Annotated in this window: 23 protein-coding genes; 8 read left to right on the top strand and 15 right to left on the bottom strand. The window is 71.4% G+C overall.

Annotation, left to right across the window (positions count from 1 at the left end; all coding sequences use genetic code 11):
• The first annotated feature begins 72 nt into the window (after positions 1-72).
• On the top strand, positions 73-3,366 hold the full coding sequence (locus AB0N16_RS08110; protein WP_365794318.1) for a S8 family serine peptidase: 3,294 nt from the start codon (positions 73-75) through the stop codon (positions 3,364-3,366).
• A gap of 84 nt (positions 3,367-3,450) precedes the next feature.
• Here AB0N16_RS08110 and AB0N16_RS08105 read toward each other — a convergent pair whose 3' ends face one another.
• Entirely contained in the window at positions 3,451-4,344 is an 894-nt protein-coding gene (locus tag AB0N16_RS08105; RefSeq protein WP_365794316.1) for a helix-turn-helix transcriptional regulator, read from the bottom strand.
• A 170-nt stretch (positions 4,345-4,514) separates the two neighbouring features.
• On the opposite strand from AB0N16_RS08105, the gene AB0N16_RS08100 reads away from it, so the two are divergent.
• Entirely contained in the window at positions 4,515-5,558 is a 1,044-nt protein-coding gene (locus tag AB0N16_RS08100) for an NAD(P)-dependent alcohol dehydrogenase (RefSeq protein ID WP_365794314.1), read from the top strand.
• Position 5,559: 1 nt separating this feature from the next.
• On the opposite strand, the gene AB0N16_RS08095 is transcribed toward AB0N16_RS08100, so the two are convergent.
• From AB0N16_RS08095 to AB0N16_RS08085, 3 genes are all read right to left on the bottom strand, one after another.
• Entirely contained in the window at positions 5,560-6,603 is a 1,044-nt protein-coding gene (locus tag AB0N16_RS08095; RefSeq protein ID WP_365795199.1) for an iron ABC transporter permease, read from the bottom strand.
• A gap of 251 nt (positions 6,604-6,854) precedes the next feature.
• The gene (locus AB0N16_RS08090) at positions 6,855-7,841 is read right to left on the bottom strand and encodes an iron ABC transporter permease (RefSeq protein WP_365794312.1); all 987 of its coding nucleotides are present in this window, start codon (positions 7,839-7,841) and stop codon (positions 6,855-6,857) included.
• Positions 7,842-8,351: an ABC transporter substrate-binding protein gene (locus AB0N16_RS08085; protein ID WP_365794310.1), complete on the bottom strand. Its 510-nt coding sequence runs from the start codon at positions 8,349-8,351 to the stop codon at positions 7,842-7,844. It abuts the gene before it with no gap.
• 630 nt (positions 8,352-8,981) lie between these two features.
• Here AB0N16_RS08085 and AB0N16_RS08080 point away from each other — a divergent pair.
• Complete coding sequence (locus AB0N16_RS08080; RefSeq protein WP_365794308.1) at positions 8,982-9,365, top strand: VOC family protein; 384 nt, start codon at positions 8,982-8,984, stop codon at positions 9,363-9,365.
• On the opposite strand, the gene AB0N16_RS08075 is transcribed toward AB0N16_RS08080, so the two are convergent.
• Both AB0N16_RS08075 and AB0N16_RS08070 read right to left on the bottom strand, forming a co-directional pair.
• Entirely contained in the window at positions 9,347-9,559 is a 213-nt protein-coding gene (locus AB0N16_RS08075; RefSeq protein WP_365794306.1) for a hypothetical protein, read from the bottom strand. The genes AB0N16_RS08080 and AB0N16_RS08075 overlap by 19 nt on opposite strands.
• On the bottom strand, positions 9,556-10,662 hold the full coding sequence (locus tag AB0N16_RS08070) for a serine hydrolase domain-containing protein (protein ID WP_365794304.1): 1,107 nt from the start codon (positions 10,660-10,662) through the stop codon (positions 9,556-9,558). The genes AB0N16_RS08075 and AB0N16_RS08070 overlap by 4 nt, the downstream gene beginning before the upstream one ends.
• 391 nt (positions 10,663-11,053) lie before the next feature.
• On the opposite strand from AB0N16_RS08070, the gene msrA reads away from it, so the two are divergent.
• Positions 11,054-11,566 (top strand): peptide-methionine (S)-S-oxide reductase MsrA, encoded by a 513-nt coding sequence (gene msrA, locus AB0N16_RS08065; protein WP_351741452.1) that lies wholly within the window; start codon positions 11,054-11,056, stop codon positions 11,564-11,566.
• A gap of 419 nt (positions 11,567-11,985) precedes the next feature.
• On the opposite strand, the gene AB0N16_RS08060 is transcribed toward msrA, so the two are convergent.
• The 6 genes from AB0N16_RS08060 to AB0N16_RS08035 all read right to left on the bottom strand — a co-directional run bounded on the left by AB0N16_RS08060 (position 11,986) and on the right by AB0N16_RS08035 (position 19,598).
• On the bottom strand, positions 11,986-13,383 hold the full coding sequence (locus AB0N16_RS08060; RefSeq protein WP_365794302.1) for an FAD-binding oxidoreductase: 1,398 nt from the start codon (positions 13,381-13,383) through the stop codon (positions 11,986-11,988).
• Between the two features lie 184 nt (positions 13,384-13,567).
• On the bottom strand, positions 13,568-13,711 hold the full coding sequence (locus tag AB0N16_RS08055) for a hypothetical protein (protein ID WP_365794300.1): 144 nt from the start codon (positions 13,709-13,711) through the stop codon (positions 13,568-13,570).
• 94 nt (positions 13,712-13,805) lie between these two features.
• A complete protein-coding gene (locus tag AB0N16_RS08050; RefSeq protein ID WP_365794298.1) occupies positions 13,806-15,083 on the bottom strand; it encodes a GNAT family N-acetyltransferase in 1,278 nt (425 codons plus the stop codon).
• Between the two features lie 320 nt (positions 15,084-15,403).
• A complete protein-coding gene (locus AB0N16_RS08045; protein WP_365794296.1) occupies positions 15,404-16,531 on the bottom strand; it encodes a hypothetical protein in 1,128 nt (375 codons plus the stop codon).
• An 18-nt stretch (positions 16,532-16,549) separates the two neighbouring features.
• Positions 16,550-18,184 carry a M48 family metallopeptidase gene (locus AB0N16_RS08040; RefSeq protein WP_365794294.1) on the bottom strand — a complete coding sequence of 545 codons (1,635 nt, stop codon included), beginning with the start codon at positions 18,182-18,184 and terminating at the stop codon, positions 16,550-16,552.
• A 295-nt stretch (positions 18,185-18,479) separates the two neighbouring features.
• Positions 18,480-19,598, bottom strand: a complete 1,119-nt coding sequence (locus tag AB0N16_RS08035; protein ID WP_365794292.1) for a hypothetical protein — start codon at positions 19,596-19,598, stop codon at positions 18,480-18,482.
• Between the two features lie 153 nt (positions 19,599-19,751).
• On the opposite strand from AB0N16_RS08035, the gene AB0N16_RS08030 reads away from it, so the two are divergent.
• Positions 19,752-20,906, top strand: a complete 1,155-nt coding sequence (locus tag AB0N16_RS08030) for a cystathionine gamma-synthase (RefSeq protein ID WP_362563321.1) — start codon at positions 19,752-19,754, stop codon at positions 20,904-20,906.
• Between the two features lie 6 nt (positions 20,907-20,912).
• Here AB0N16_RS08030 and AB0N16_RS08025 read toward each other — a convergent pair whose 3' ends face one another.
• The 3 genes from AB0N16_RS08025 to AB0N16_RS08015 form a co-directional block, all read right to left on the bottom strand.
• Entirely contained in the window at positions 20,913-21,161 is a 249-nt protein-coding gene (locus AB0N16_RS08025) for a hypothetical protein (protein ID WP_365794290.1), read from the bottom strand.
• Entirely contained in the window at positions 21,158-21,664 is a 507-nt protein-coding gene (locus AB0N16_RS08020) for a sigma factor-like helix-turn-helix DNA-binding protein (RefSeq protein ID WP_365794288.1), read from the bottom strand. The genes AB0N16_RS08025 and AB0N16_RS08020 overlap by 4 nt, the downstream gene beginning before the upstream one ends.
• A 525-nt stretch (positions 21,665-22,189) precedes the next feature.
• Positions 22,190-22,690 carry a MarR family transcriptional regulator gene (locus tag AB0N16_RS08015; RefSeq protein ID WP_365795197.1) on the bottom strand — a complete coding sequence of 167 codons (501 nt, stop codon included), beginning with the start codon at positions 22,688-22,690 and terminating at the stop codon, positions 22,190-22,192.
• 161 nt (positions 22,691-22,851) lie between these two features.
• On the opposite strand from AB0N16_RS08015, the gene ilvA reads away from it, so the two are divergent.
• From ilvA to AB0N16_RS08000, 3 genes are all read left to right on the top strand, one after another.
• Positions 22,852-24,081, top strand: coding sequence for a threonine ammonia-lyase (ilvA, locus tag AB0N16_RS08010; RefSeq protein ID WP_365794286.1), 1,230 nt, complete (start codon positions 22,852-22,854; stop codon positions 24,079-24,081).
• Between the two features lie 214 nt (positions 24,082-24,295).
• Entirely contained in the window at positions 24,296-25,309 is a 1,014-nt protein-coding gene (locus AB0N16_RS08005) for an ATP-binding cassette domain-containing protein (RefSeq protein ID WP_365794284.1), read from the top strand.
• Positions 25,306-26,157, top strand: a complete 852-nt coding sequence (locus AB0N16_RS08000; RefSeq protein ID WP_365794282.1) for an ABC transporter permease — start codon at positions 25,306-25,308, stop codon at positions 26,155-26,157. The genes AB0N16_RS08005 and AB0N16_RS08000 overlap by 4 nt, the downstream gene beginning before the upstream one ends.
• The last annotated feature ends 106 nt before the right edge of the window (positions 26,158-26,263 follow it).

The raw sequence follows: 26,263 nt of genomic DNA, 5'->3' as shown, positions 1-26,263 counted from the left end.
GACTGCCCCCGGCCGGGTGAATGGGGAATTCGCCCGGTACACCGTCTCCCAGGGGGAGTCTTGCGCAGACAAGTGAAAAGAGCTGCCGCGGCCACGGTGGCCACGGCAGCAGCCGTCGCCCTCGCCGCAGGCATGACCAGCCCGGCGTCGGCGAAGCCGGAGCAGCGCACCGCCGCGGCCGCCTCGTCGTTCGCCGGCAGAAACCACGTCACCCTGATCACCGGTGACCGGGTCGCACTCGACGCCAAGGGCCGGGTCGTCGGCCTGGAGCGGGCCGAGGGACGCGAGCACATACCCTTCCAGATCCGCAAGGTCGACGGGCACACCCTCGTCGTCCCCGGTGACGCCGTCCGGCTGGTCTCCTCCGGCAAGGTGGACCAACGGCTGTTCGACGTCACCGAGCTGAACAAGGCCGCGACCCGCAAGGCGCAGAAGAACGGCGTGAAGGTCATCGTCGGGTACCAGGGCGCCGCCGGCGCCGCCAAGGCGGACGTCCGCGACGCGGGCACCCTGCGGCACAGCCTCAAGACGCTCAACGCCGACGCCGTGCAGACCCCGGTCAAGGACACGCCGGAACTGTGGGACGCGGTCACCAACGGGGACAAGGCCGCCGCCGGCATCGCGCACGTCTGGCTCGACGGCGTCCGCAAGGCCAGCCTCGACAAGTCCGTGCCGCAGATCGGCGCCCCCAAGGCGTGGGCGGCCGGCTACAACGGCAAGGGCGTCAAGATCGCCGTCCTGGACACCGGTGTCGACGCGACCCACCCGGACCTCAAGGACCAGGTGATCGAGTCCAAGAACTTCACCACGGCGGCCGACGCCTCGGACCACTTCGGTCACGGCACGCACGTCGCCTCCATCGCGGCGGGCACCGGCGCCAAGTCGCACGGCAAGTACACCGGTGTCGCGCCCGGTGCGAAGATCCTCAACGGCAAGGTCCTGGACGACTCCGGCTCCGGTGACGACTCCGGCATCCTGGCCGGCATGGAGTGGGCGGCGGCCGAGGGCGCCGATGTCGTCAACCTCAGCCTGGGCGGCTACGACACCCCGGAGATCGACCCGCTCGAAGCCGAGGTGAACAAGCTCTCCAACGAGAAGGGCGTCCTGTTCGCGATCGCCGCGGGCAACGAGGGCCCCGAATCCATCGGTTCGCCGGGCAGCGCGGAGGCCGCGCTCACCGTCGGCGCCGTCGACGGCAACGACAAGCTCGCCGACTTCTCCTCCACCGGCCCCAGCGCCGAGGGCACCATCAAGCCGGACGTCACCGCGCCCGGCGTCGACATCACCGCGGCGGCGGCCAAGGGGAGTCTCATCGACCAGGAGGTCGGCGAGAACCCGCCCGGCTACCTGACCATCTCGGGTACGTCGATGGCGACCCCGCATGTCGCCGGCGCCGCCGCGATCCTGAAGCAGGAGCACCCCGACTGGGGCTACCAGCAGCTGAAGGCCGCACTGACCGGCTCCGCCAAGGGCGGCAAGTACACGCCGTTCGAGCAGGGTTCGGGCCGTATCGCGGTCGACAAGGCCATCAAGCAGACCGTGGTCGCCGAGCCGGTGTCGGTCAACTTCGGCGTGCAGCAGTGGCCGCACACCGACGACACCCCGGTCACCAAGCAGCTCACCTACCGCAACCTCGGCACCAAGGACGTCACCCTCAGCCTCGCGGCGAGCGGCACCGACCCCAAGGGCGCGGCGGCCCCGGCCGGCTTCTTCAAGCTGGGCGCGACCAAGGTGACCGTCCCGGCGGGCGGCACGGCCGCCGTCGACGTCACCGTGAACACCAAGCTGGGCGGCACCCTGGACGGCGCCTACTCGGCGTACGTCACGGCGACCGGCGACGGCCAGAGCGTCCGTACGGCGGCCGCGGTGCAGCGTGAGGTGCAGTCGTACAGCGTCACCGTCAAGCACATCGGGCGCGACGGCAATCCGACCGGTGTCCACGACACCGCCCTGGTGGGCTACTCAGGACTCGGCGACGGCCGCGCCTACGCGGTGCCGGCCGACTCCGGGACCACCACGATCCGGGTGCCGAAGGGCACGTACCTGCTCGACGCCTGGATCGCGAAGGACCTCACCACCTTCGACGGGGGTCTCGACTGGCTGGTCCAGCCCAAGCTGAGCGTCACCCATGACCTCACGGTCACCGTCGACGCCCGCACCACCAAGGCGGCCGACATCACCGTGCCGGACGCGCAGGCGAAGCCGGGCTTCGCGACGATCGACTACATGTACGACCCGGCGGGCATCGGGTTCGGGGTCGGCTTCGACACCTTCGACAAGATCCGGATGGCCCCGCTGGGCGGCGAGGTCGCGAGCGGTCTGTTCCAGACCTGGAGCGGCCAGTTCACCAAGGGCGCGGGCGAGGAGTACGACGTCGCCACCAGCGCCCAGGTCAAGAAGATCCAGGGCGGCAAGGTCCGGCACTTCAAGGCCGGCGAGTTCGCCACGGTCAAGAACAGCCTCGGCGGCTCCGCTCCCGGCAAGACCGGCTCGGTCAGCCCGTGGGGCATCGTCGGTGAGGACATGGTGATGGGCGGTGCCGTGGAGCAGAAGCTGCCCGGCACCCGCACCGTCCACGTCTCCACCGTCGACGGCGCCCTGTGGGGCTTCGACTTCACCCAGTTCAGCGGCCATGACGCCCAGGGCCTGCCGATCGCCGACGCCTTCTACACGAGCGATCCGCAGAAGTTCAAGGCGGGCAAGAGCTACCAGAACACCTTCAACAGGGCGATCTTCGGCCCGCATCTGACCAGCGATTTCGGTCTGTACCGCGACGCCAACCAGATCTCCGGCTTCGTCCCGCTGTTCTCCGACAGCGCCAAGCACGCCGGGTCCTCCGACTTCCTGTCGGTGAACACCACCCTGTACCGCAACGGCACCAAGGTGGGCTCCAACAAGGACCCGCTGTTCGGCGGCGACGCCTTCACCGTGCCGTCCGCCGACGCCGAGTACAAGCTGACCACCTCGGTCATCCGCTCGGTCAAGGTCGCCGCCGCCTCCACGCGGATCGACGCGAGCTGGACCTTCCACTCGAAGAAGCCGGCCGGCGGCGTCCCGGCCAAGCTCCCGGCCTCCACCGTCCACTTCGGTGCCAACACCGGGTCGGACAGCCGCGTCGAGGCGGGCAAGAAGGTCACCTTCCCGGTCACCGTCGAGGGCTCGGCCGCCGGCCGCAACCTGAAGTCCCTCTCGGTCTACGTGTCGTACGACTACGGCCGGACCTGGAAGAAGCTGACGGTCAGCCACGGCAAGATCACCGTCAAGAACCCGGCCAAGGGCAAGGCCATCTCGTTCCACGCCAAGATCGCCGACAAGAAGGGCAACAAGTCGACGATCTCGATCTACAACGCGTACTACGCCAAGTGAGCCGTAGCCGCTGAGTGGGTCCACAGCGAGCGGCCCGTCGGAAGCGCGGCTTCCGGCGGGCCGTTCCTCCTGCCCGGGGTCGGGTCAGGGGGCGGCGACCCGGGTCGCGTCCGTGCCCCAGCTGGCCAGCAGCCGCAGCGCCTGAGCCGACGCCGAGCCCGGCTCCGCGTGATAGGTGACCAGGCACTGGTCCGGGTCGTCCGGCATCCGGAACGACTCGTAGCTGAGGTACAGCTCGCCCACCAGAGGGTGGTGCAGTCGCTTCACCCCGTGGCTCTTCTCCTTGACGTCGTGCGTCGCCCACAGCCGGCGGAACTCCTCGCTCTTCACCGAGAGCTCGCCGACCAGCGCGGACAGCCGGGTGTCGTCGGGAAAGCAGCCCGCGTCCATCCGCAGCAGACAGACGATGTCGATCGCCTTCTGCTCCCACTCGACGAAGAGATCGCGGTACTCGGGCCGCAGGAACACCAGCCGCGCCCAGTTGCGCTCCGTGACCGGCAGCTGCGACCAGTCACCGAAGACCGCCGCCGCCATCCCGTTCCACGCCAGGATGTCCGAGCGGCGCCCCCCGACGTACGCCGGCACACCCTCCATGGCCTCCAGCAGCTGCCCCAGCGCCGGCCGCACCTGCTGCGGCCGCGCCGACGCCTTCTTCTTGTGCTGCTTGCCCTTGGCGAGGTGCATGAGATGCGCGTGCTCGGCGTCGGAGAGCCGCAGCGCGCGGGCGATCGCGTCCAGCACCTCCGCCGACACGTTCCGCCCGTTGCCCTGTTCCAGGCGCGTGTAGTACGCCACCGAGACCCCGGCCAGCTGCGCCAGCTCCTCGCGCCGCAGCCCCGGCACCCTGCGGTGCCGCCCGAAGTCCGGCAGCCCCACGTCGCCGGGACGCAGCCGGGCCCGCCGGGTGCGCAGGAACTCGCTGAGCTCGGCACGCCGGTCCAGGGGCGGCGAGGGGGAGGTCGGGGGCTGCTCTTCCATACGTCCAGTATTCACGGTCGTACGCACGCGAACCTGACCCCGCCAGTGGTAGGCACGCCAGACGTACGCAGACGCGGGGGCTGGGTGGCGGACGTAGCGTGGAGGAGCCTGGATGTGTGCCCGGGAAGAAGGCGACCGGGTACGAACACACCCCTAGGAGAACCCCCCTCATGACCACTGTTGCTGCTTACGCCGCGCCCGCCGCGAAGGCCCCGCTGGAGCGGACCACGATCGAGCGGCGCGCGGTCGGTGAATTCGACGTCCTCATCGACATCGAGTTCGCCGGTATCTGTCACTCCGACATCCACCAGGCCCGCGAGGGCTGGGGCACGGCGATCTTCCCGATGGTGCCCGGCCACGAGATCGCGGGCGTCGTCTCCGAGGTCGGCCCGGGTGTCACCCGGTACGCGGTGGGGGACCGGGTGGGCGTCGGCTGCATGGTCGACTCCTGCCGTGAGTGCGACAACTGCAAGGCCGGTCTCCAGCAGTACTGCACCGGCGGCGGTCCGACCTGGACGTACAACGCCGTCGGCAAGGACGGGCAGCCGACCTACGGCGGCTACTCGCAGAAGATCGTCGTCGACGAGAACTACGTCGTCCGCATCCCCGACGGCCTCTCCCTCGACGTCGCCGCCCCGCTGCTGTGCGCCGGCATCACCACCTACTCCCCGCTGAAGCACTGGAACGCGGGTCCCGGCAAGAAGGTCGCGGTCGTCGGCCTCGGCGGCCTGGGACACATGGGCGTCAAGATCGCCGCTGCCCTCGGCGCGGAGGTCACCGTCCTGTCCCAGTCGCTCCGCAAGAAGGACGACGGCCTGAAGCTGGGCGCCACGGACTACCGGGCGACCAGCGACCCGAAGACCTTCGAGGACCTCAAGGGCACGTTCGACATCATCCTCAACACGGTGTCGGCGCCGCTCGACTTCGACGCGTACCTGTCGCTGCTGCGCACCGACGGCGCGATGGTGAACGTCGGCATCCCGGAGGAGCCGGTGCACATCCTGCTCTCCTCCGTCTTCGGCAACCGTCGCGTCCTGAGCAGCTCCGGCATCGGCGGTATCCAGGAGACCCAGGAGATGCTGGACTTCTGCGCCGAGCACAACCTGGGCGCCGAGATCGAACTGATCGACGCGGACCAGGTCAACGAGGCCTACGAGCGGGTCGTCAACAGCGACGTCCGCTACCGCTTCGTGATCGACACGGCGACGATCTGAGTCACCGTCTCTGCTTCCGGCCGAGGAGCCAGAGCAGATAGGGACCGCCGACCAGGGAGGTGAGCGCACCCACCGGGATCTCCAGCGGAGGCACCAGGGTGCGGGCCACCAGGTCGGCGGTCACCAGCACCAGGCCGCCCGTCAACGCCGAGCAGACCAGCGGCAGCTGAGGCGTGCGGGTGAGCCGCCGGGCCAGCTGCGGCGCGGTCAGCGCGACGAACCCGATCGGCCCGGCGGCCCCGGTGGCGGTGGCGGCGAGCACCACGCCGAGAAGCGTGAGGCCGAGGCGGGCCCGGTCGACGGGGAGGCCGAGGGCGGCGGCGGTGTCGGGGTCGAGACCGAGGGGCCGCGCGGCCCGGGCCGCCCACACCAGCCCCGGCAGGGCGAGTAGCAGGACGACGGCGAGCGGGCCGGCCTGGTCCCACCCGCGGCCGTTGAGACTGCCCGTCAGCCACAGCTTGACCTGCTCGGCCGCGTCCAGCTCGCTGTCGGTGAGATACAGCTGGACGACGGCGGACAGCGCGACGCCGATACCGACGCCGGTGAGCACGAAGCGGCTGGGCTGCATGCCGTGCCGCCAGGCGAGGGCGTACACCAGAGCGGCGGCGGCCAGCCCGCCGCCGACGGCGACGAGCGGCATCGCGCCGGGCGAGGCGACGGTTCCGGTGGCCAGCGCGAGCACGGTCGCGGCGGCGGCGCCGTGCCCGACGCCGATGACGTCGGGGCTGGCGAGCGGGTTCCGGGTGACGGTCTGCACGAGCGCCCCGGCGAGGCCCAGGCAGACACCGACGAGGGCGCCGAGCACGATCCGGGGGACCCGCAGCTCGTTGACGACCAGGTCGTAGGGGGTGGGAGCGCCGCGGAGGGTGCGCCAGACGTCGGCCGGGGGGATGTAGCTGTGGCCCAGGGAGGCGGAGGAGGCCATGGCGAGGAGGAGGCCGAAGAGCAGTGCGAGGGCGACGATCATGGACCGCCTGTGGAGGAGGAGGGAGAAGCGGGGATGGGGGCGCAGCACGTATGTCCCTGCGGGCCGGTGGGGGCGCAGCTCGAACGTCCCTGCGGGCCGGTGGGGGCTGGTCGCGCCCCGCGGCGGACCCGCAGACCGGTACAGCCCCGCGCCCCTGAAGGGGCGCTGCCCAGCCGCCTCCTCTTCAGCCACCCAGCTGCGGGCAGGCATGCCGCAGGGCGATGGGGGTCCCCCCGCTCGAGCGAAGCCGAGAGTGGGGGAGGGTGGGCGCGGCGGCACCCGGCCGACGCCGGTTAGCGACACCCGCCGCCCCCCACCCCGGGTACGCCTCACGCCCCTTTCCTCCGTACCAGCCCCACCAGCACCGGCACCCCCACCAACGCCGTCATCACCCCGGCCGGCACCTCCGCAGGAGCCCGTACCACCCGGCCCAGTACATCCGCGGCGAGCAACAACCCCGCCCCCAGCAGCCCCGACAACGGCAGCACGCGCGCATAACCCCCGCCCCGCACCACCCGCCGCGCCAGATGCGGCACCACCAGCCCCACGAACGCGATCGGCCCGGCCGCCGCCACCGCGGAAGCGGTCAGCAGCGTGGCCCCCAGCGCCGCGCACCCCCGTACGACATGCACCCGATGCCCCAGCGCCCGAGCCGTCTCGTCGCCCAGCGCCAACGCGTCGAGCCCCCTGGCGCAGGCCAGCACCAGCCCCGCCCCCACCGCCAGAAACGGCAGCATCCGTACGACCGTCCCCGTGTCCCGTCCGCTGAGCGCCCCCACCTGCCAGAACCGGAACTCGTCCAGCGTGGCGGAACTGGAGGTGAGGACGACCGTCGTGGCCCCCGCGGTCATCGCGGACAGGGCCGTACCGGCCAGCGCCAGCTTCACCGGCGACGCCCCGCCCCGCCCGCGCGAGGCGATCCCGTACACCAGGCACGCGGCGAGGACGGCGCCGGTGAAGGCGTACCAGACGTACGCCCCGAAGCCGTACGCGGAGCCGCCGAAGACGATGGCGAGCACGACCCCCGCCGCCGCGCCCTGGCTCAGCCCGAGGATCCCGGGGTCGGCGAGCGGATTGCGGGTGACCGCCTGGAGCGCGGCGCCGGCCAGGCCGAGCGCGGCGCCCGCGGTGAGGCCGATCTCGGTGCGGGGCAGCCGCAGGGAGCGCACCACGAGCGCGTCGGGTGAGTTCCCGCCGTGCAGCAGGGCGTCGAACACCGTCGCCGGCGATACGGCACGGGTGCCGACGGCGAGGCTGAGTACGGCGACGACGGCCACCACGAGGGCGGCCGTCGGCCAGACGAGGGCGCGGCGCACTTACCGGAGGCGCTCGGCGAGCTGTCGTACGACCAGACGCGCGGCCGTGGGACCGGCGTTGAGGTACCAGGGGTCGTCGTCGACCTGCACGGTGTGACCGGCCTTGACCGCCTTCATGGACCTCCACAGCGGCCCGGCCAGCGTGCTGCCCGCGTCGGTCCTGGCGGCGTCGCCCTGCACGGAGTAGAAGATCCAGTCACCGTCGGCGACATCGACCTTCTCGGCGCTGATGTCCTGCGAAATGGCGTTGAACTGCTGGGACTTGGGGCGGGAGAGGCCCATGTCGACGGCTATCGAGCCGGTGAAGGAGGACACACCGAACATCCGGGTGCGGTCGGGCGTGAAGCGGACCATGGACACCGTGGTGGCGGAGTCGAGAGCGGTGCCGCTCTTCTTCGCGTTGCCGACGATGTCGTCGAGGAGTTCCCGCGCCTCCTGCCCCTTGCCGACGGCGTCCCCGACCAGCAGCAGGTCGCGCTTCCAGTTGATGCCCTGGCCGGCGGTGACCACGGTGGGCGCGATCTTCGACAGCTGGGGTAGAAGTCGCCGAGCGAGTCGTTGGCCAGGATCAGGTCGGGCCTGGCGGTGGCCAGTGACTCCAGGTTGGGCGCGTTGCGGGTGCCCGCGTCGGTCATCGCGGCGAGGTTCCGCTTGTCCTGCGGGAAGGCGTCGGCCAGGTAGTCGGGGACGAGCCCGGCGTTCTCGGCGCGGGTGCCGGCGGCCGGGACGATGCCGAGGGTGAGCAGGTCGTCGAGCTGTCCGGTGGAGAGCACGGCGATCCGCTTCGGCCGCGCCTTGATGGTGGTCCGGCCCTCGAAGTGCGTGACCGTGCGCGGGAAGAGGCCGTCGGTCGCGGTGTCCGAGCCCATGCCGTCGGCGAGGGCGCTCGGCGCGGCGGAGGGGCCTTCGGAGGCGCCGGCGACCTTGTTGACGGTCCCGTCGGCATGCGACGAGGCGGCGTCGTCGTCAGCGGCGGAGGAGCCGCAGCCGGCCAGGAGGCCGCCCACCACGGACACGGCGGATATGGCCAGGACGGCCTTCATTCTCGACGCACGCACAACCAGGTCTCCCGATCAACGGCTAAGGCAAGCCTTACCTTAACCGGTGCCGGGGGTACGTTGGACAGGAGGAGGTCCCACGATGACCGTGAACCTGAACCACACCATCGTCGCCGCACACGACAAGCACGCGTCCGCGAGGTTCCTGGCCGACATCCTCGGTCTTGAAGTCAGCCCGGAATACGGCCCGTTCGTCCCGGTCGCCCTGCCGAACGGCGTCACCCTCGACTACATGGAGAGCCCCGGGAACATCCCGCCGCAGCACTACGCGTTCCTGGTCTCCGAGGACGACTTCGACGAGATCTTCACCCGCGTCCGGGACACCGGCCTCACCTACTGGGCCGACCCGTCCCACAGCCGACCCGGCGAGATCAACACCAACGACGGCGGCCGCGGCACCTACTTCGACGACCCCAACGGCCACCGCCTGGAAATCCTCACCCGGCCCTACGGCAGCGGCGGCTGACCCGGCGCGTACCGCGCGAACTGCTCCTCGCCGTCCCCCTCGTCGACGATCAGGCACCCGATACGACGGCCGCCCGCACCCGCGGCCCGCAGCAGCGGTGCGTACACCTCGGGCGCGTCCCAGCCCCCACCGACGAGAAAGACCCCGCCGGTCAGGGCCCGGGGTTCGCCGTCACGGCGGTGCGACGCGGTCACCCGCGCAGGCCCTTGATCCCGTCCTGCGCGGCCATGACCAGCTCGAGAGCCCGGTTGTCGGTCGCCGGTTCGCGCATCTGGTTCGTCACGTAGGCGATCGTCATCCGCTCGTCCGGGTCGACCCAGACCAGTGCGCCGCCCCAGCCGCCCCAGCCCAGGGCGCTCCCGAACAGGCCGTAGCCCAGGCCGTACCGGGACGGCATGCCCAGGACGCGGTCGGCACCGTCGAACTGCACCTCCCGGGCTTGTTCGCACCCCGCCGGCGACAGCACCCGCACCCCGCCGACCGTTCCCCCGCAGGCGAGCAGGGACTGGACGAGGGCGATGGCGCGGGCGTTGCCGAAGCCGCTGGCCGCGGGGATCTGGGCGCGCCGCCAGGCCAGGCTGTTGCCGTCCCGGACGCGCAGGGTGGCGACGCCGGGGCGTTTCACGTCGCTGTCCCGTGCACCGGCCGCGTAGTCCTCGTCCCTGCCCGGCGGCGGCACGGTGAGCGCCACCCGCCGGTCGTGCTCGGCGACCAGCCCGATATGGAAGTCGGCGTCCAGCGGGCCGGCCACCTCGGCGGCGAAGAACTCGCCCAGGGTCCGCCCGGTGATCCGGCGCACCACCTCACCCACCAGGAACCCCTGGGTGAGCGAGTGATACCCGGCCGCCGTCCCCGGCTCCCACTGCGGAGCCGTCCCGGCGAGCCGGGCCGTGGCCGTCGTCCAGTCGTACAGCTCCTCTGTCGGCCCCTCCCAGTCGGGCAGCCCGGCGGTGTGCGAGAGCAGATGCCGTACGAGCACGCGCTCCTTCCCCGCCGCGGCGAACTCGGGCCAGTACCGGGCGACCGGCGCGTCGGGATCCAGCTCACCCCGGTCGATCAGGACGAGCGCGCACAACGCGGTCATCGTCTTGGTCACGGAGAACACGTTGACGATCGTGTCCCGCTCCCAGGGCACACTCCGGCCCGCGTCGGCGAACCCGCCCCACACGTCGACCACGGCCTCCCCGTCCACGAAGACGGCGACGGCACCTCCCACATCCCCCTCGTCCAGCAGTCCAAGGAGCATGGTGGGCACAGCGGCGAACAACTCGTCGTAGGAGCCATGAATGTCGGCCATACCGGCCATTCAGCCCCCCGGCACACAGCGACGCAACCCAATTCCCGGCGCGGCGGGACCACGGTCCCCGGGTCTCTCCGGTCTCTCCGGGGCTCACCGTCGGCGCGGACCCGGAAGGCGGCCCGGAACCAGACCGGCCAGAACCCGTCACGCAGAGCATCGGCGCTGTCACAAGGGGGCCTTCCAGCAGGATCGGTCCGGGGGGCGGCGTGAACGGTGCTCACTCACTGCATGACCGCGGGGACCGGGGGACGGGGGCCGCGAGGCCGGGCGGGGCGGGCGCGGAATCGCCCAGGGCCCTCGCGCGTTGTGGGGAGTGGGCGCGGGACGCCGGTGATGTGCGAGCCGAACAGCCCGAGTGACCGAGCTGACAGAAATTGGAGGGTCCGTAATGGCTGCGCAGACGCAGAGGGCCGTACTGGCGGGCGGATGCTTCTGGGGGATGCAGGACCTGATCCGCCGGCTCCCCGGCGTGACGGGGACCCGCGTCGGATACACCGGGGGTGACGTGCCGAACGCGACGTACCGCAACCACGGCACGCACGCGGAGGCCATCGAGATCCTCTTCGACCCCGAGAAGACCGATTACCGCGCGATCCTGGAGTTCTTCTTCCAGATCCACGACCCGAGCACCAAGAACCGTCAGGGCAACGACATCGGCCTCAGCTACCGCTCGGCGATCTACTACGTGGACGACGAGCAGAAGCGGATCGCCGAGGACACCATCGCGGACGTGGACGCCTCCGGACTCTGGCCGGGCAAGGTCGTCACCGAGGTGGAGCCGGTCGGACCCTTCTGGGAGGCCGAGCCCGAGCACCAGGACTACCTGGAGCGCTACCCGGACGGCTACACCTGCCACTTCCCGCGCCCGGGCTGGCGCCTCCCGGCCCGCACGGAGAGCTGACCACGAGACGGCCCGGCACGAGGGCGGAGGCCGACCGGCCGACGCCCCGCAGCCGGGCCGTCTCCGCGCTTGCGGGGCCGGGTGCGCCCGCCGCCAGCCGCAGGAACGACGGCTTGATCCACCTCAAGCCGTGTTCACGGCCCTTTCCCTCCGGCGGTGTCCAGGCTGGTCTAGGCCCGGCGTGCTGCGCGGCGTCAGCTGCGTCGCTGCCACCAGCGCCGCTCCTGCCCGGCTGCCCGCGGACCGGTTCCGGTCCCCTCAGGGGCTGGTGGGCGCGCACAGCGCAGGGCGCAGGGTGAACTCGGCCAACTCGACTCGTGCCGGCTCACTCGCGGTCACGAGGTACTGCCGGATGACCTCGCCTTCGGAGGTCGTCCCCCACGAGCTCGTTGGACCAGAAGGCCGTCGCGTGTTGATCCTCACGAGGTGGCGGGTGGGATGTTCTGGTTGGCGTGGAAGAAGTTGTCGGGGTCGTACGTGTGCTTGATCGCGGCGAGCCGGTCGTAGTGTTCACGGTACGTACCCCGGACCCGGTCGGCGCTTTCCTCCTCGCCAAGGAAGTTGATGTAGGCGCCGCCCATGGAATAGGGGTGCAGATCACTCCAGTAGTCGGTGCACCACTGGCGGACCAGGCCGGCGTTGGCGGGCTCGGGGTCGATGCCCGCGATGACGCCGGACCACGTGGCATGTCGATAGGCCCAGGCCGTGTCGTCGGCATCGACCCGGCGGGTGGCCCCGTCGATCGGGTACAGGTGCATCGTGGACAGGCCGGTTGGGAGGTTCTGGCCGTACGTCTCGTGTACGGCGATGGCGTCGTCGGGGACGGCGTCGAAGAAATCGCCGCGCCAGTACCACTGCAGCCCCTTCGGCATCAGCCCGTCAAACATGCTCTGCAGGGCGGGGTAGGGCATGGGAGTGGTGAAGTGGAACACCGGCGGCCCGGGCGCGTTCACGACGGTCAACGCCTTCTCCAGGCGATCCCCTTCCAGGTCACCTGTGTAGCACCACACCACGCCACACACCTTCCGTCCGTGGATCGGCTCGGGGAAGGGCGGCCCGGGCGGCACCGTCATGAGGGCGAAGAAGCCGCTGAGCTCCTCGGGCGCACCGGGCAGGAACTCCCGGTACCACTGGAGCACTTCACGGGTGCGGTCGACGGGCCAGACGGTCACCCCGAGGCCGACGGTGTCCACGGGGTGCAGCTGGAAGGTGAACGACGTGACCACCCCGAAGTTGCCGCCGCCGCCCCGCAGCGCCCAGAACAGGTCCGGGTGGTCGTTCTCCGATGCGGTGACGAACGTGCCGTCGGCGAGGACCACGTCGGCGGACAGCAGGTTGTCGATGGTCAGGCCGTACCTGCGGGTCAGATGCCCGTGCCCACCGCCGAGGGTGAGACCGCCGACGCCGGTGGTCGACACGATCCCGGCCGGAGTGGCCAGGCCGAACGTGTGGGTCGCGTGGTCGAGGTCGCCCCACTGGCTTCCGCCGCCCACGCGCGCGGTCCTCGTCTGCGGGTCGACGTCCACCCAGCGCATCGGCGTCAGGTCGAGCATCAGCGCGTCGTCGACCACACACAGCCCCGGACCGCTGTGTCCGCCGCCACGCACCGTCAGCTCCAGCCCGGTGTCCTGGGCGAACGAGAGCGCCGTCCGTACGTCCGCCACGTCGACGCACCCCGCGATCACTGCCGGACGCCGGTCGATCATGGCGTTGTAGATGCTGCGGGCCTCGTCATAACCCGCTTCTCCCGGAGCGAGGACGGGTCCCCGCAGTGCCTCACGCAGACTCTCAAGAGCCGGTCCGTTGATGCCGCCCATGCTCGAGCACCCTTCTGCTCACGCGCCGCGAAGCGGAGCGCTGACCGGGAGGGCTGCGAGGGGCGTACGACGCAGATCCGTGTGACCCTGCGACGAGGACCGGCAGCAGAGTTCAAGCGCCCCGCCCCACTATTGTCCGGCCGCCCGCCGCGTCCCGCACGTCGGCCGTCGGCCCGAACGACGCTCAGTCGATCCGGTAGGCCACGAAGCCGGAGATCTGGCGCATGAGCGGCACGAACCCCTCGTTCACGAGACGTGCGGCCTCGGCTGAATCGGCCACCTCTTCGTACCGCCGTACTGCCGCGTACATCGCCAAGCGATCGGTCATCCGGGGGAGTCGGCGTGAGGCTCGTCGGGCACATGGGGGACAGGCCGGAGTGGAAGGCCACCGCTGTTGACGTCGGCCGGGCGTGGGCTCCGTGTCAGAGGCGGCGGTACTTGTCGATGTCCTCCGCGAACTCCCGGATGGCCTGGGCGGTGAGGGTCGGTCGCGTGTCGGCGATGGCGGTCATGTAGTCGTCGGTCGTGGCCGGTCGGTCTTGACGATGGGTGACTTCGCGCTCGAATGCCGCCTGGGCGCCCTTGCGGGCGGCGAATTCGATGTCGGCCGGGGTGAACAGCTCGCTCGCCCGGACGAGTTGGGCGATATCCACCGACCCGGCGGAGGACCTGAGATAACGGCTCCAGATCGCCGCGCGGGCGGTCGCGTCCGGCGGGCCGATGGGGATGACGTAGTCGAACCGGCCCGGCCGCAGGAACGCCGCGTCGAGAGAGCGAACCGAGTTGGTGGCGCAGGCCAGCAGCCGCGCGTCGTGCTCGCGGAAGATGGGGATGAGCTTGAGCAGCTCGTTGGTCACGCCGTGCCCGGGATCGACCGCCTTGCCGGAGCGCGCACCGGCGATCTCCTCGACCTCGTCGATGAAGAGAAGGACCGAGTCCAGTTCCGCCAGGTCCGCGAAGACCTCCCGCAGTGCCACGGCCAGGCCCTCGCTCGTGTCGGCCGCCAGCCGTGAGGGGAAGAGCTCCACGAACGGCCAGCCGAGCCGTGAGGCGACCGCTTTGGCGAAACTTGTCTTTCCGGTACCTGGCGGGCCGAACAGGATGATCGCCTTGGGTGGGACGACGTCGTAACGGTCTGCCAGCACCGGTTCGGTCAGCGGGAGCACGACACGGCGTTCGACGACCTGCTTCTCCTGCTCCATGCCGGCCATGGCGTTCCAGAGCCCCTCGGGCAGCATGCGCCCGCCCAGCGCCGTGAGGACCTCCGCGTTGGCGGTCTCGACGGGTTCGAGTTTCTCGTAGTAGGTGAGCCCGTCGCGGAATCGGTAGCCGGAGTTCTCCAGAGCCTTTGCCCCTGCCGCGTCGGCGGGCAGCAGTGCGCTGATGTGGCGCACGCCCAGTGCCCGCAGGCGCCGCTCGAGATCGCAGAGCAGGGCGCTCCCGATCCCGCGCTCGCGCCAGCGGGAGGCGAGCGCCACCAGGAGGATCCACCCCCGCTTTCCGTACGCCTGTGCCACGGCCATGCCGACCAGTTCATCGCCGACAACTGCGACGACCGCCGGTTGTCCGGCCTTGGCCGCCGTCATGACCTCGGAAACCGCGAACACCTGGTCCTCGTCGGCCCGGCGGCTCTGATCCCAGATGTCGATGGCCTGGTCAAGATCGTCTTCGTGATATTCACGCAGGTGCCAAGCGGGCATCACCCTCACCTCACACGGCGCCGGGGGTCCCATTGTTCTCTCCGTGGCGCCGCGTGACGAACCCAGGAGGGCTCCAGGCGGACCGCGGGATCCCCGGGAGTGGCATGGGTGTGACAGAAACGAGGGCCGGGAAGAGCGCTGTCGCCTGACGCCTGACGCCTGACGCCTGACGCCTGACGCCTGACGCCTGACGCCTGACGCCTGACGCCTGACGTCGGCCGGCGATCGGCCGGGCTTCCCGACGGGCCGACCCGGTACGCGTCCCGGACACGGCATCCGGCCCAGCGGCCACGCTGGGTCCGGTGCCGTCCGGATTCCGCTTACGCCGGCGCCGCCGAGGCCGCCTCCGCCACCAGCTTCGCCGTCGTGTTCCGGACCCGGCAGTAGTACGCCGCCGGGTCGCCCCGATAGCGCCACGGCAACGCGTTCACATACCCGTCGACCAGCCTGAACTGTTCGAGCGCCGCCTCGTCCCGATCCTGGAGGTGGAGGTAGAAGGCAAGGAGATGGCGCAGCTCCGGGAGACGCGGGTGCGCCGGGTCGGCCGCCGCCGCGTCGGTGAGGCCCGCGTCCACCCTCGCCACCATCTCGGGGGTGTTGTCGGCGGCGGTGTCCTCGGACTCGTCGTGCTCGAAGTGGGCTATCAGCGGAAGGGCCGTCAGCAGGCTGCCCAGCGGCGCCCCGGCCGCCGCCCGCTCCGCGAAGTCGGCGGCCAGCCGCTGCGAACCACGCCATTTCGCGCACCAGAACTGCAGGGCCGAGAAGTGCGCCTCGAAGTGGTACGGCGCCCGCGCGGTGATCTCCGTCCACAGCCTGTCCATCTCGGAGTGCGGGTAGCCCAGGCCGAGCGCGACCCATATCTCGGCGATGTACGGCGTCGGGTCGTCGGGGTTGAGGGCAGCGGCCCGCGTGATCTCCTCACGAGCCGACCGCAGTGTGCGGTGGAACGCCGCGAACTGTTCCTCCGTGGTGTGCCGCGCCCGCTTCGCACCCCGCAGCTCCCAGGCGAGGATCACCGTGCTGCGCGCCCGCACCACCGCCGCGTCCGGGTCCTCGGGGCGCTCCTTCTCCCAGGCCAGGAGCCAGTCGTCCGCCTCGGCGGCGCGCTCGGCCAGCAGATAGGTGACGGCCGAGCGGCGCTCCCAGTCCCGGCCGATGGCCTCCAGCAGGGCGGCGCCGGGCCGCCAGTCACCACCGGGCACGGCCGTCAGCGCCGTCGCCCACTCGGCGGGCAGTGGCCCTGAGAGCTCCGTGTTCTGCCGCTCGGCGGGCAGCAGGCCGGCCTGCTCGGCGGCCTGGCCGCCCAGGACCTCCTCGCTGTCGGACCCGGTATCGGACCCGGACGGGTTCGAGGAGAAGAACTCCTTGAGGAACACCCCGGCCAGCCACAGCACGAAGAGCAGCGTCGGGACGGCGAGGATGCCGAGGATCCACAGCAGAACAGTCATCGAAGGTCGCTTTCGGGGTCAGGCCGGCTGCGGGGCCGGGGGGAGCAGTGCGCGCAGCGGGGCGGTGTCGGGGTGGTCGGCCAGCGCGGCGTCCACGGCGGCGGCCAGCGCGGCCTCCGTGCCCGCCTCCCCGTCGAGGTCGGACGCCGAACCGGGCAGCCGTACCGACGCCGGCCGCGACCAGGAGAACTCCCAGTGCAGCAGCGACCTCGCGCTGAACTCCGCCAGCACCATGCTCTGCAACGAGTCGCGCAGCACCGGCCGTACGAACTCCCGGAACGCCCGGCCCTTCGCGGCCGCCGCCTGCTCGGACAGCGGCAGCCGCTGGGCCAGCTGCCACAGCTGACCGTCGTCGATCACCGTGAGCAGCGCGGGCAGCGTCGGCCGGTCCTTGGTGTAGAAGGCGAGCGCCCGGTGCAGCGGGGTGTCGAGCGAGGCCAGCCCCACGGCCATCGAGGAGCCCAGCAGCTGTTCCCACTCCCCGGCGCGCTCGAACTGCCGTACCTCGTCGGTCAGTACCGCGTCCTCCAGCGCCGCCAGGGTCCGGGCCGGGTCGGCGAGCAGCGCGAGCGCCGGACCGTCGTCCCGGCCGCCGTGCCCGTCGGCGGGCAGCTCCTCGATCCGCAGCACCCGGTCGGCGATCGGCGGATGCGAGTCGTACGGTGACGTCGGCTCCGTCGGCAGCTTCTCCCGCAGCCTCGTCAGCTCCGCCTCGCGTGCCGTCAGCATCCGGCCGAAGCCGCCGAAGAACTGGCCGCTCGGCGGCAGTTGGCGGGCCGTGATGCCGAGCGTGGCGTACGACTCCAGATAGAAGTCGTGCGCCGTGGCCAGGACCGGGATCTCGCGCAGCGCCGAGGCGGTGGCGTCCCGGCCGGCGATCCGCGCGGCGGCCAGGTCGGCGGCGTACTCCTGCGCGCGGGCCGTCGACAGCGTGGCCCGCATGTAGAGCTTCGCGTACGCCGTGTAGATCGCCGCCATCAGCCGGTAGGTGACCCCGGCGCCGGCGGTGTCGATCTCCTTGGCCTTCTTGCCCTTCGCGGTCCGTTTGGCGGCGGCCTGCTGCTGCCGGGCGCGCTCGGCGGCCTCCTTGCCGTCGGCCTTCGCGTGGAAGTGCCCGACGGTCCGGCCGATCTGCACCCGGCCGCGTACCACGAGGGCCGACAGCCGGGTGTCGCCGCCGGTGAAGTGGCCGTACTCATGGGCGAGTACGGCCTTGAGCTGGGCCTCGGTCAGCCCGGTCAGCAGCGGTACGCCCAGGTAGAGGCTGCGCGGTCCCGGGCGCAGGCCGAGCAGCCGGGGGCGCTCGCTCACCGCCGCGTTGACGTCACCGGTGAGCACGATGGTGTCCGGCGCGCGCGTGCCCGTCGCCGTCGCGAGCTCCCTCACCAGCGCCCACAGCCGGGGCTCGGCGGCCTCCGTGACGGCGAGGCCGACCGGACCGTCCCCCTCGGGTGTGCGGAGCATGAACATGCCGCGGACGACCGGGATCGCCAGCACCACCGAGACCAGCACGATCTTTCCGGCGACGGCCCCGTGCGCCCAGGTGACCGCGGCCACGTCGAGCGCGGCCAGCGCCGTCAGCAGAACGAGTCCCAGCAGATAGAAACCGCAGAGCAGGACAAGGGCGCGCAGCGCCCGCAGAGTTGCGCCCATCGGGCAGATCCCCCCACAGGACCCCAGAAAGGGGAACCGACGACGACATGAAGAACGAACGGGATCGCACAGAAGCGGACGGAAACGGACGGAAAGGGATGGGTGCTTCGTGCGGTGGTGCAGGTGTGGGGGGATGCCGGAGTATGCCGTACCGCAGGTCAGGACGGCAATTCAGGCGCCCCGCAAGGAGTGTGGAGCCTCGTCCGGCAGCAGCAGCGGCGGCTGCCGCCGCCTGGCGCGCCCAGCCCGCCACTCGCCCGCAGCCGGCGTCCGACGTGTCTCTCGGCCGGCGCCCTCAGCTGAGCAGCGACGCCGGGCTTCCGCCGTTCGCCTCGTAGCCCGCCACCGCCAGCGCGCGGTAGAGGGCGAACTCGGCGGCCGGGTTCGCGGACAGCGTCCACGGCAGGGCCCCCACATGCCCGTCGACGCGTATCAGCTCGCCCATGGCCTCAGCCCAGCGCTCGGAACGGACCAGGAAGAAGACCAGCAGATGCCGGACGTGCGCGAGCATCGGGTCGTCCTGGCGGGCCGAGTGCACCGCGTGCAGGGCGCCGTGGACCGCCTTGGTGACGACCTCGCTCTGGTAGAAGCTCGCCACCAGATTCACCTCGGGGAGGTGCTCGAAGACCGCGAACAGCGGCATCGCGGCCAGCAGCGACCCCTGCGGGGCGCGCGCGGCGGCGGCCTCGGCGAAGGAGTACGCCAGCTCGCGCGAGCCGTGCCACTTCTCGCACCAGTAGTGCAGGGCCGCGAGATGCGCCCCCATGTGCGTGGGCGCCCGGTCCAGGATCTTCAGCCACAGCTTCTCGAACTCCGGCTGCGAGTAGTTCAGCCCGCGCGCCACCGACAGCTCGACGAGGTACGGCACCGGGTCCCCCGGGGACAGCAGCGCCGCTTGCCCGCAGGCGTCCCTGGCCTCCTCCATGATGATCCGGAAGTCGTCCGTGCCCGGCGTCGACGTCCGCCACGCCTGCTGGACCAGGAACTCCGCGTGCACGGCCGCCCCGCCCGCGTCCTTGGGCTGCTCCGCGCGCCACACCCGCAGCCACTGCCCGCCCGGCGTCTCGCTGACCCCGCCCGGCCGCTGCTGGAGCTCCAGCGCCGCCGCACCGGCGAAGGCCTGCACCCGCTGCCAGCGCAGCTCGCCCGCGATCTCCGTGCCCGCGAGCAGCTGCGAGGCCGCGCGGTAGTCCTGGGTGCGCTGCACGACGTCGAGGACGTCGAGCAGGTCCTGGTCGGGGCCGGGCATCCGGATGTCCAGGTCCTCCTCGCGCACGAAGCCGTAGTCCGCCGGGTCGGCGGCGTCCGGGTGGCCCGGGTGCACCTGCTCGATCATGCCGCGCCGCCGCCGCAGGACGGGGAGCAGCACAAAGCTCAGCAGGAGCAGCGCCATCAGGGCCCAGAGAATCGCCATGCGTCAAGCGAACCAGACAGCGCCGACAATTGGCCAACCGGTGGTCGCGACCTGTGGACAACGTGGGTCCGGGGCGCGGCCACGGGCCGCGGGGGGCTCGCCGCACGGCTCCCCCCGCTCCTTCCGGGCGCGTGAGCACTAGGCTCAGTACCCATGAGCGACAGGCACATCAGTCAGCACTTCGAGACGCTCGCCATCCACGCGGGCAACACGGCGGACCCCCTCACCGGTGCGGTCGTACCGCCGATCTACCAGGTCTCGACCTACAAGCAGGACGGCGTCGGCGGCCTGCGCGGCGGCTACGAGTACAGCCGTAGCGCCAACCCGACCAGGACCGCCCTGGAAGAGAACCTCGCAGCGCTGGAGGGCGGGCGCCGCGGGCTCGCGTTCGCGTCCGGGCTCGCGGCCGAGGACGCCCTGCTGCGCACCCTGCTCAGCCCCGGCGACCACGTGGTCATCCCGAACGACGCGTACGGTGGCACGTTCCGGCTGTTCGCGAAGGTCGTCTCCCGGTGGGGAGTGGAGTGGTCCGTAGCCGACACCAGCGACCCGTCGGCCGTGCGCGCCGCGATCACCCCGAAGACCAAGGCGGTCTGGGTGGAGACCCCGTCCAACCCGCTGCTCGGCATCACCGACATCGCGGCCGTCGCGCAGGTCGCCCACGACGCGGGCGCCCGCCTCGTCGTCGACAACACCTTCGCCACGCCATACCTCCAGCAGCCGCTCTCGCTCGGCGCGGACGTCGTCGTGCACTCGCTGACGAAGTACATGGGCGGTCACTCGGACGTGGTCGGCGGCGCGCTGATCGTGTCCGACCAGGCGCTGGGCGAGGAGCTGGCGTACCACCAGAACGCGATGGGCGCGGTCGCCGGGCCGTTCGACTCGTGGCTGGTGCTGCGCGGCACCAAGACGCTCGCGGTGCGCATGGACCGGCACAGCGAGAACGCCACCAGGGTCGCCGACATGCTGAGCCGGCACGCGCGCGTGACGCGGGTCCTCTACCCGGGCCTGCCCGAGCACCCCGGTCACGAGACCGCCGCCAAGCAGATGAAGGCCTTCGGCGGCATGGTCTCCTTCCAGGTCACCGGTGGCGAGGAGGCGGCGGTCGAGGTCTGCAACCGCGCCAAGGTGTTCACCCTCGGCGAGTCCCTGGGCGGTGTCGAGTCGCTGATCGAGCACCCGGGCCGGATGACCCACGCCTCGGCGGCCGGTTCCGCGCTGGAGGTGCCCGCCGACCTGGTGCGCCTGTCCGTGGGCATCGAGAACGTCGACGACCTGCTCGAGGACCTCAAGCAGGCGCTCGGTTAGGTCGGCTCACCAGCCGACGACGGGCGGAGTCGTCGTGGACGGCGGCTGCGCCCATGGCCGGACCAGTGCCGCCCAGACGGTGAAGGCCACCGCCGCCGCGCCCAGCAGCAGCCACAGCAGGCGGCGGGCAGCACGTCTGCGGCGCAGCAGGCGGCCGCCCCGGCGCAGCACCTCGCCGTAGAGGTCCGGCGGTACCCGTGGCGGTCTCTGTTCCATGAGCCGCCGGGCGGCGGCCTCGCCTTCGGTGCGGTTCACGACGGCGCCACCTTCGTCTCCATCACCGTGGGCCCGGCCTTCGTCGGCGGGTGCAGCAGGGCGGTGATCGCCCGGTCGCAGATGACGCGCACACGGTCCGTGGGCAGGCCGAGCAGCGCAGCCGCCTGCTCCTCGGCGACCCCCTCGTACAGCCGCAGCACCAGGACCAGGCGTTCCTGGGGCGTCAGGACCGCGAGGGCGCTGTGCGGGTGCGGGCGGGTGCGGCTCAGCGGGCCGCCGTACTGGTGCCAGGCGGAGTTCGCGAAGCGCAGGGCGAGGTGCTGGCGGGCGCGGTCGTACGGGTCCTCGCCGCGCAGCTGGTCCCAGCACGGGTACGTGTGCGCGAGCGCGAGGGTCAGCAGGCGCCGCGCGCGCGGGTTGGTGTCCGGGGACTCGGCGGTCAGCAGGGTCGCGGCATGCAGCAGCCGGCCTGCCGCGCCCGCGACGAACGCCTCGAACTCCCGGGCCCGGCGGGCGCCTTGGAACGCCTGCCGATCGCGCACCGTGCCTCCCCGTCTGCGGGGCCCCACCACGTCCGGGACCCGGACGCGGATACGACGGGGGCCCGGTCTCATATGAGGCCAGGGGTGCCCCCACGGTCAAGAGCCGGGCAGCACGCACGCGTGCCGGATGTTCCCCGGGCCGACGCGGGGCCGGGGTCCAGGGACGCCGGTGGGCGTCGGGCGGAGGTTCAGGGACGCTGGTGTGCGCCGGCCGGAGGTTCAGGGACGCCGGTGCAGGCCGGCCGGGGTCCAGGGACGCCGGTGTGCGTCGGCCGGAGGTTCAGGGACGCCGGTGCAGGCCGGCCGGGGTCCAGGGACGCCGGTGTGCGCCGGCCGGAGGTTCAGGGACGCCGGTGTGCGCTGGTCCGGGGGCCAGGGACGCCGATGGGGTCCGACCGGAGGTTCAGGGACGCCGGTGTGCGCTGGTCCGGAGGTCCAGGGACGCCGATGGGGTCCGACCGGGGGGCCAGGGACGCCGATGGGCGTCGGCCGGAGGTTCAGGACGCCGGTGCAGGCCGGCCGGGGTCAGGACGCGGACGGCGTGTCCGAGCCGGGCGGGACGGCCATCCGCGCGGACAGGGCGCTGTTGAAGCGCGTGAGCAGCGCGCAGAACGCCTCGCGCTCCTCCGGCTCCCAGTCCTGGGTCAGCTCCGCCATCAACTGCCGCCGCGACGAACGCACTTCGTCCAGCCGCGACAGCCCGCGCGGGGACAACTGGAGCACCACGGCCCGCCCGTCCTCGGGGTGCGAGGTGCGCTTCACGAGACCGGTGTCGACCAGCGGAGCCACCTGCCGAGTGACCGTGGAGGAGTCGATCCCCATGCTCGCGGCGAGCGCCTTGACCCCCATGGGGCCTTCCTTGTCGAGGCGGTTGAGCAGCAGATACGCGGCGCGGTCCATGGAGTTGCGCACCTGCCCGACGCCGCCGAGCCGGGTCTGTTCGGCACGCCGGGCGAACACCGCCACCTCGTGCTGCAGCGTGTCGAGGAGACCGGTGTCACCGAGGGTCGTCATGTCCATCGACATTTCAGGTGTTGTGGGCATGGCCGGGGGCTCACTTCATGAAGAGTGCTGGTGTGGGGGACAGAGTACGCGGACAGGGGGCGAGCCGTACCGGCGCTGCGCAAACCGGTCTCGGAGCTTGGTCACACCCGAGCCTTTGGCCTGTGAACTGCGAGACTTGGGTCATGAGCTACAGCACGGCTGACTCCTTGCGCCCTGTCACCCTCGACGACGTACGCGGCGCTCAGAAGATGCTCACGGGCGTGGCGCGGGTGACCGCGATGGAGGGCAGCAGACACCTGTCCCAGCTGGCCGGCTCGCCGGTGCACCTCAAGTGCGAGAACCTCCAGCGGACCGGTTCGTTCAAGCTGCGCGGCGCCTATGTGCGGATCGCCGGGTTGCTGCCCGAGGAGCGCGCCGCCGGAGTCGTGGCGGCCAGCGCCGGGAACCACGCCCAGGGCGTGGCCCTGGCCTCCGCGCTGCTCGGCGTGCACGCCACGGTGTTCATGCCCAAGGGCGCCCCGCTGCCCAAGATCAGCGCGACCCGCGAGTACGGCGCGGAGGTGCGGCTGCACGGCCAGGTGGTCGACGAGACGCTGGCCGCCGCCCAGGAGTACGCGGCCGAGACCGGCGCGGTGTTCATCCACCCCTTCGACCACCCCGACATCATCGCCGGTCAGGGCACGGTCGGCCTGGAGATCCTGGACCAGTGCCCGGAGGTCGGCACGATCGTCGTCGGTATCGGCGGCGGCGGGCTCGCGGCCGGGATCGCGGTCGCGGTGAAGGCGATCAGGCCGGACGTGCGGATCGTCGGCGTCCAGGCGGAGGGCGCGGCCGCGTATCCGCCCTCGCTGGCGGCCGGGCGCCCGGTCTCCGTGCGGAACCCGGTGACGATGGCCGACGGCATCAAGGTCGGACGGCCCGGCGATGTGCCGTTCGCGCTGATCGAGGAGCTGGTCGACGAGGTCCGCACGGTCGGCGAGGACCAGCTCTCCGCCGCCCTGCTGCTCTGCCTGGAGCGGGCCAAGCTGGTCGTGGAACCGGCCGGCGCCGCCCCGGTCGCCGCCCTGCTCGCCGAACCCGGCGCCTTCGCCGGGCCGGTCGTCGCCGTGCTGTCCGGCGGCAACGTCGATCCGGTGCTGATGCAGCGGGTGCTGCGGCACGGCATGTCCGCCCAGGGCCGCTACCTGGCCGTACGGCTGCGGCTGACCGACCGGCCGGGCGCCCTCGCCACGCTCCTCGGGGTGTTGTCAGTGGTCGACGCTAACGTCCTGGACGTGAGCCACGTCCGGACCGACCCTCGGCTCGGGCTCACGGAGGCGGAGGTCGAGCTGCACCTTGAAACCAAGGGACCAGCACACTGCAGCGAGGTCGGCCACGCCCTGCGCGAGGCCGGTTACACGGTCATCGACTGATCCCTGCCGACGTTCCCGGCGGGAAACGGCCAGGTCGGGATCCGTTCATTCACTCGTCCGGGAAAACCTGTCGACGGACGCGATACATCGCGTTATGATGTGTCGCGTGGCCGAGGTCGCGCCCGCCTGCCGTCGTGCCGGCGAAAACCATAGGCGGACCGAAGCGCGCATACCTAGCCTTTTTCGAAGCATCCCCGACGACGTGGAGACTCATATGCCAGGCGCCATCTATGCCGAAGGCCTGGTGAAGACCTTCGGTGACGTAAGGGCCTTGGACGGCGTCGACCTCGATGTCCCCGAAGGCACGGTCCTCGGACTGCTCGGGCCGAACGGCGCGGGCAAGACGACGACCGTCCGCTGCCTGACGACCCTGCTCCGCCCCGACAGCGGCAAGGCGGTCGTCGCGGGCTTGGACGTGGTCAGGCAACCGGACGCCGTACGCCGCTCCATCGGCCTGTCCGGACAGTTCGCGGCGGTCGACGAATACCTGACCGGCCGCGAGAACCTGCAGATGGTCGGCCGTCTCTACCAGATGCGGGCGAAGCAGGCGAAGGCCCGCGCGGTCGAGCTGCTGGAGCAGTTCCACCTCGCCGACGCCGCCGACCGGCCCACCAAGACCTACTCCGGAGGCATGCGCCGCCGCCTCGACCTCGCGGCCGCCCTGGTCGTCTCGCCGCCCGTGATGTTCATGGACGAACCGACGACCGGCCTCGACCCCCGCAACCGCCAGCAGCTGTGGGAGGTCATCAAACAGCTGGTCTCCGGCGGTACGACGCTGCTGCTCACCACCCAGTACCTGGAGGAGGCCGACCACCTCGCCCACGACATCGCCGTCGTCGACCAAGGCCGGGTCATCGCCCAGGGCACCTCCGATCAGCTCAAGGCCCGCACCGGCGGCGAGCGCGTCGAGGTCGTGGTCCACGAACGCGATCACATCCGGACCGCCGCCGAGGTGCTGCACGGCTTCGGCAAGGGTGAGACCACCGTCGAGGAGCACACCCGCAAGCTCACCGTCCCCGTCACCGGCGGCGCCAAGCTGCTCGCCGAGGTCATCCGCGAGCTGGACACCCGGGGCATCGAGATCGACGACATAGCACTGCGCCGTCCCACCCTCGACGACGTCTTCCTGTCCCTGACCGGACACACGGCCGAGGAGAAGACCGAGGACAGCGGCGAACAGGACCAGAAGGACACCGGCAAGGACAGCCGCAAGGAGACCGTGAAGTGAGTGCCGTCACCGACACCGTGCGGGTAGCCGCTCCCGGCAACGCCATCAGCCAGTCCTTCCGCGACTCGATGGTGGTCGCCAAACGCAACCTGATCCGGATGTCCCGGATCCCCGAGATGCTTATTTTCGGGCTCATCCAGCCCATCATGTTCGTGGTGCTGTTCACCTACGTGTTCGGCGGCTCGATCCAGGTCGGCTCGTCCACCTCCACCCAGGCCTACCGCGAGTTCCTGATGGCCGGCATCTTCGCGCAGACGGTGACCTTCGCCACCGCGGGTGCGGGCGCGGGCATCGCCGACGACATGCACAAGGGCCTCATCGACCGCTTCCGGTCGTTGCCCATGGCGCGCGGTGCGGTGCTGACCGGCCGGACCATCGCCGACCTGGTGCAGACCGCGCTCACCCTCGTCGTGCTGGCGGTCGTCGCCCTCATCGTCGGCTGGCGCACCCACGAGAACCTCGGCAAGGTGCTCGCCGGCTTCGGTCTGCTCCTGCTGCTCGGGTACGCGTTCTCGTGGATCGGCGCGCTGATCGGTCTGTCCGTGCGTACTCCGGAAGCGGCGACCTCGGGCGGTCTGATCTGGCTCTTCCCGCTGACGTTCATCTCCAACGCCTTCGTGGACGCGAACCACCTCCCGACGTTCCTGCGGCACATCGCGGAGTGGAACCCGTTCAGCGCCACCGTCCAGGCCAGTCGTGAGCTGTTCGGCAACCTGCCGCCGGGCTTCAACGCGTCCGGTGCCTGGCCCATGCAGCATCCGGTGTGGGCCTCGCTGATCTGGTCGGTCGTGATCATCCTGGCCTTCCGCACGCTCGCGGTCCGCAAGTACCGCTCGGCCACGGCGTGACCGGGACCATAACCACGTGACCCGGACCAGGAGCACGTGACCCGGACCAGGACCACGTGACCCGGACCAGGAGCACGTGACCCGGACCAGGACCACGTGACCCGGA

It is taken from the genome of Streptomyces sp. NPDC051105 (genome assembly GCF_040682795.1).
GTDB lineage: Bacteria > Actinomycetota > Actinomycetes > Streptomycetales > Streptomycetaceae > Streptomyces.
The sequence above is the reverse complement of the archived record's forward strand: the minus strand, read 5'-3'. Positions and strand labels throughout refer to the sequence as shown.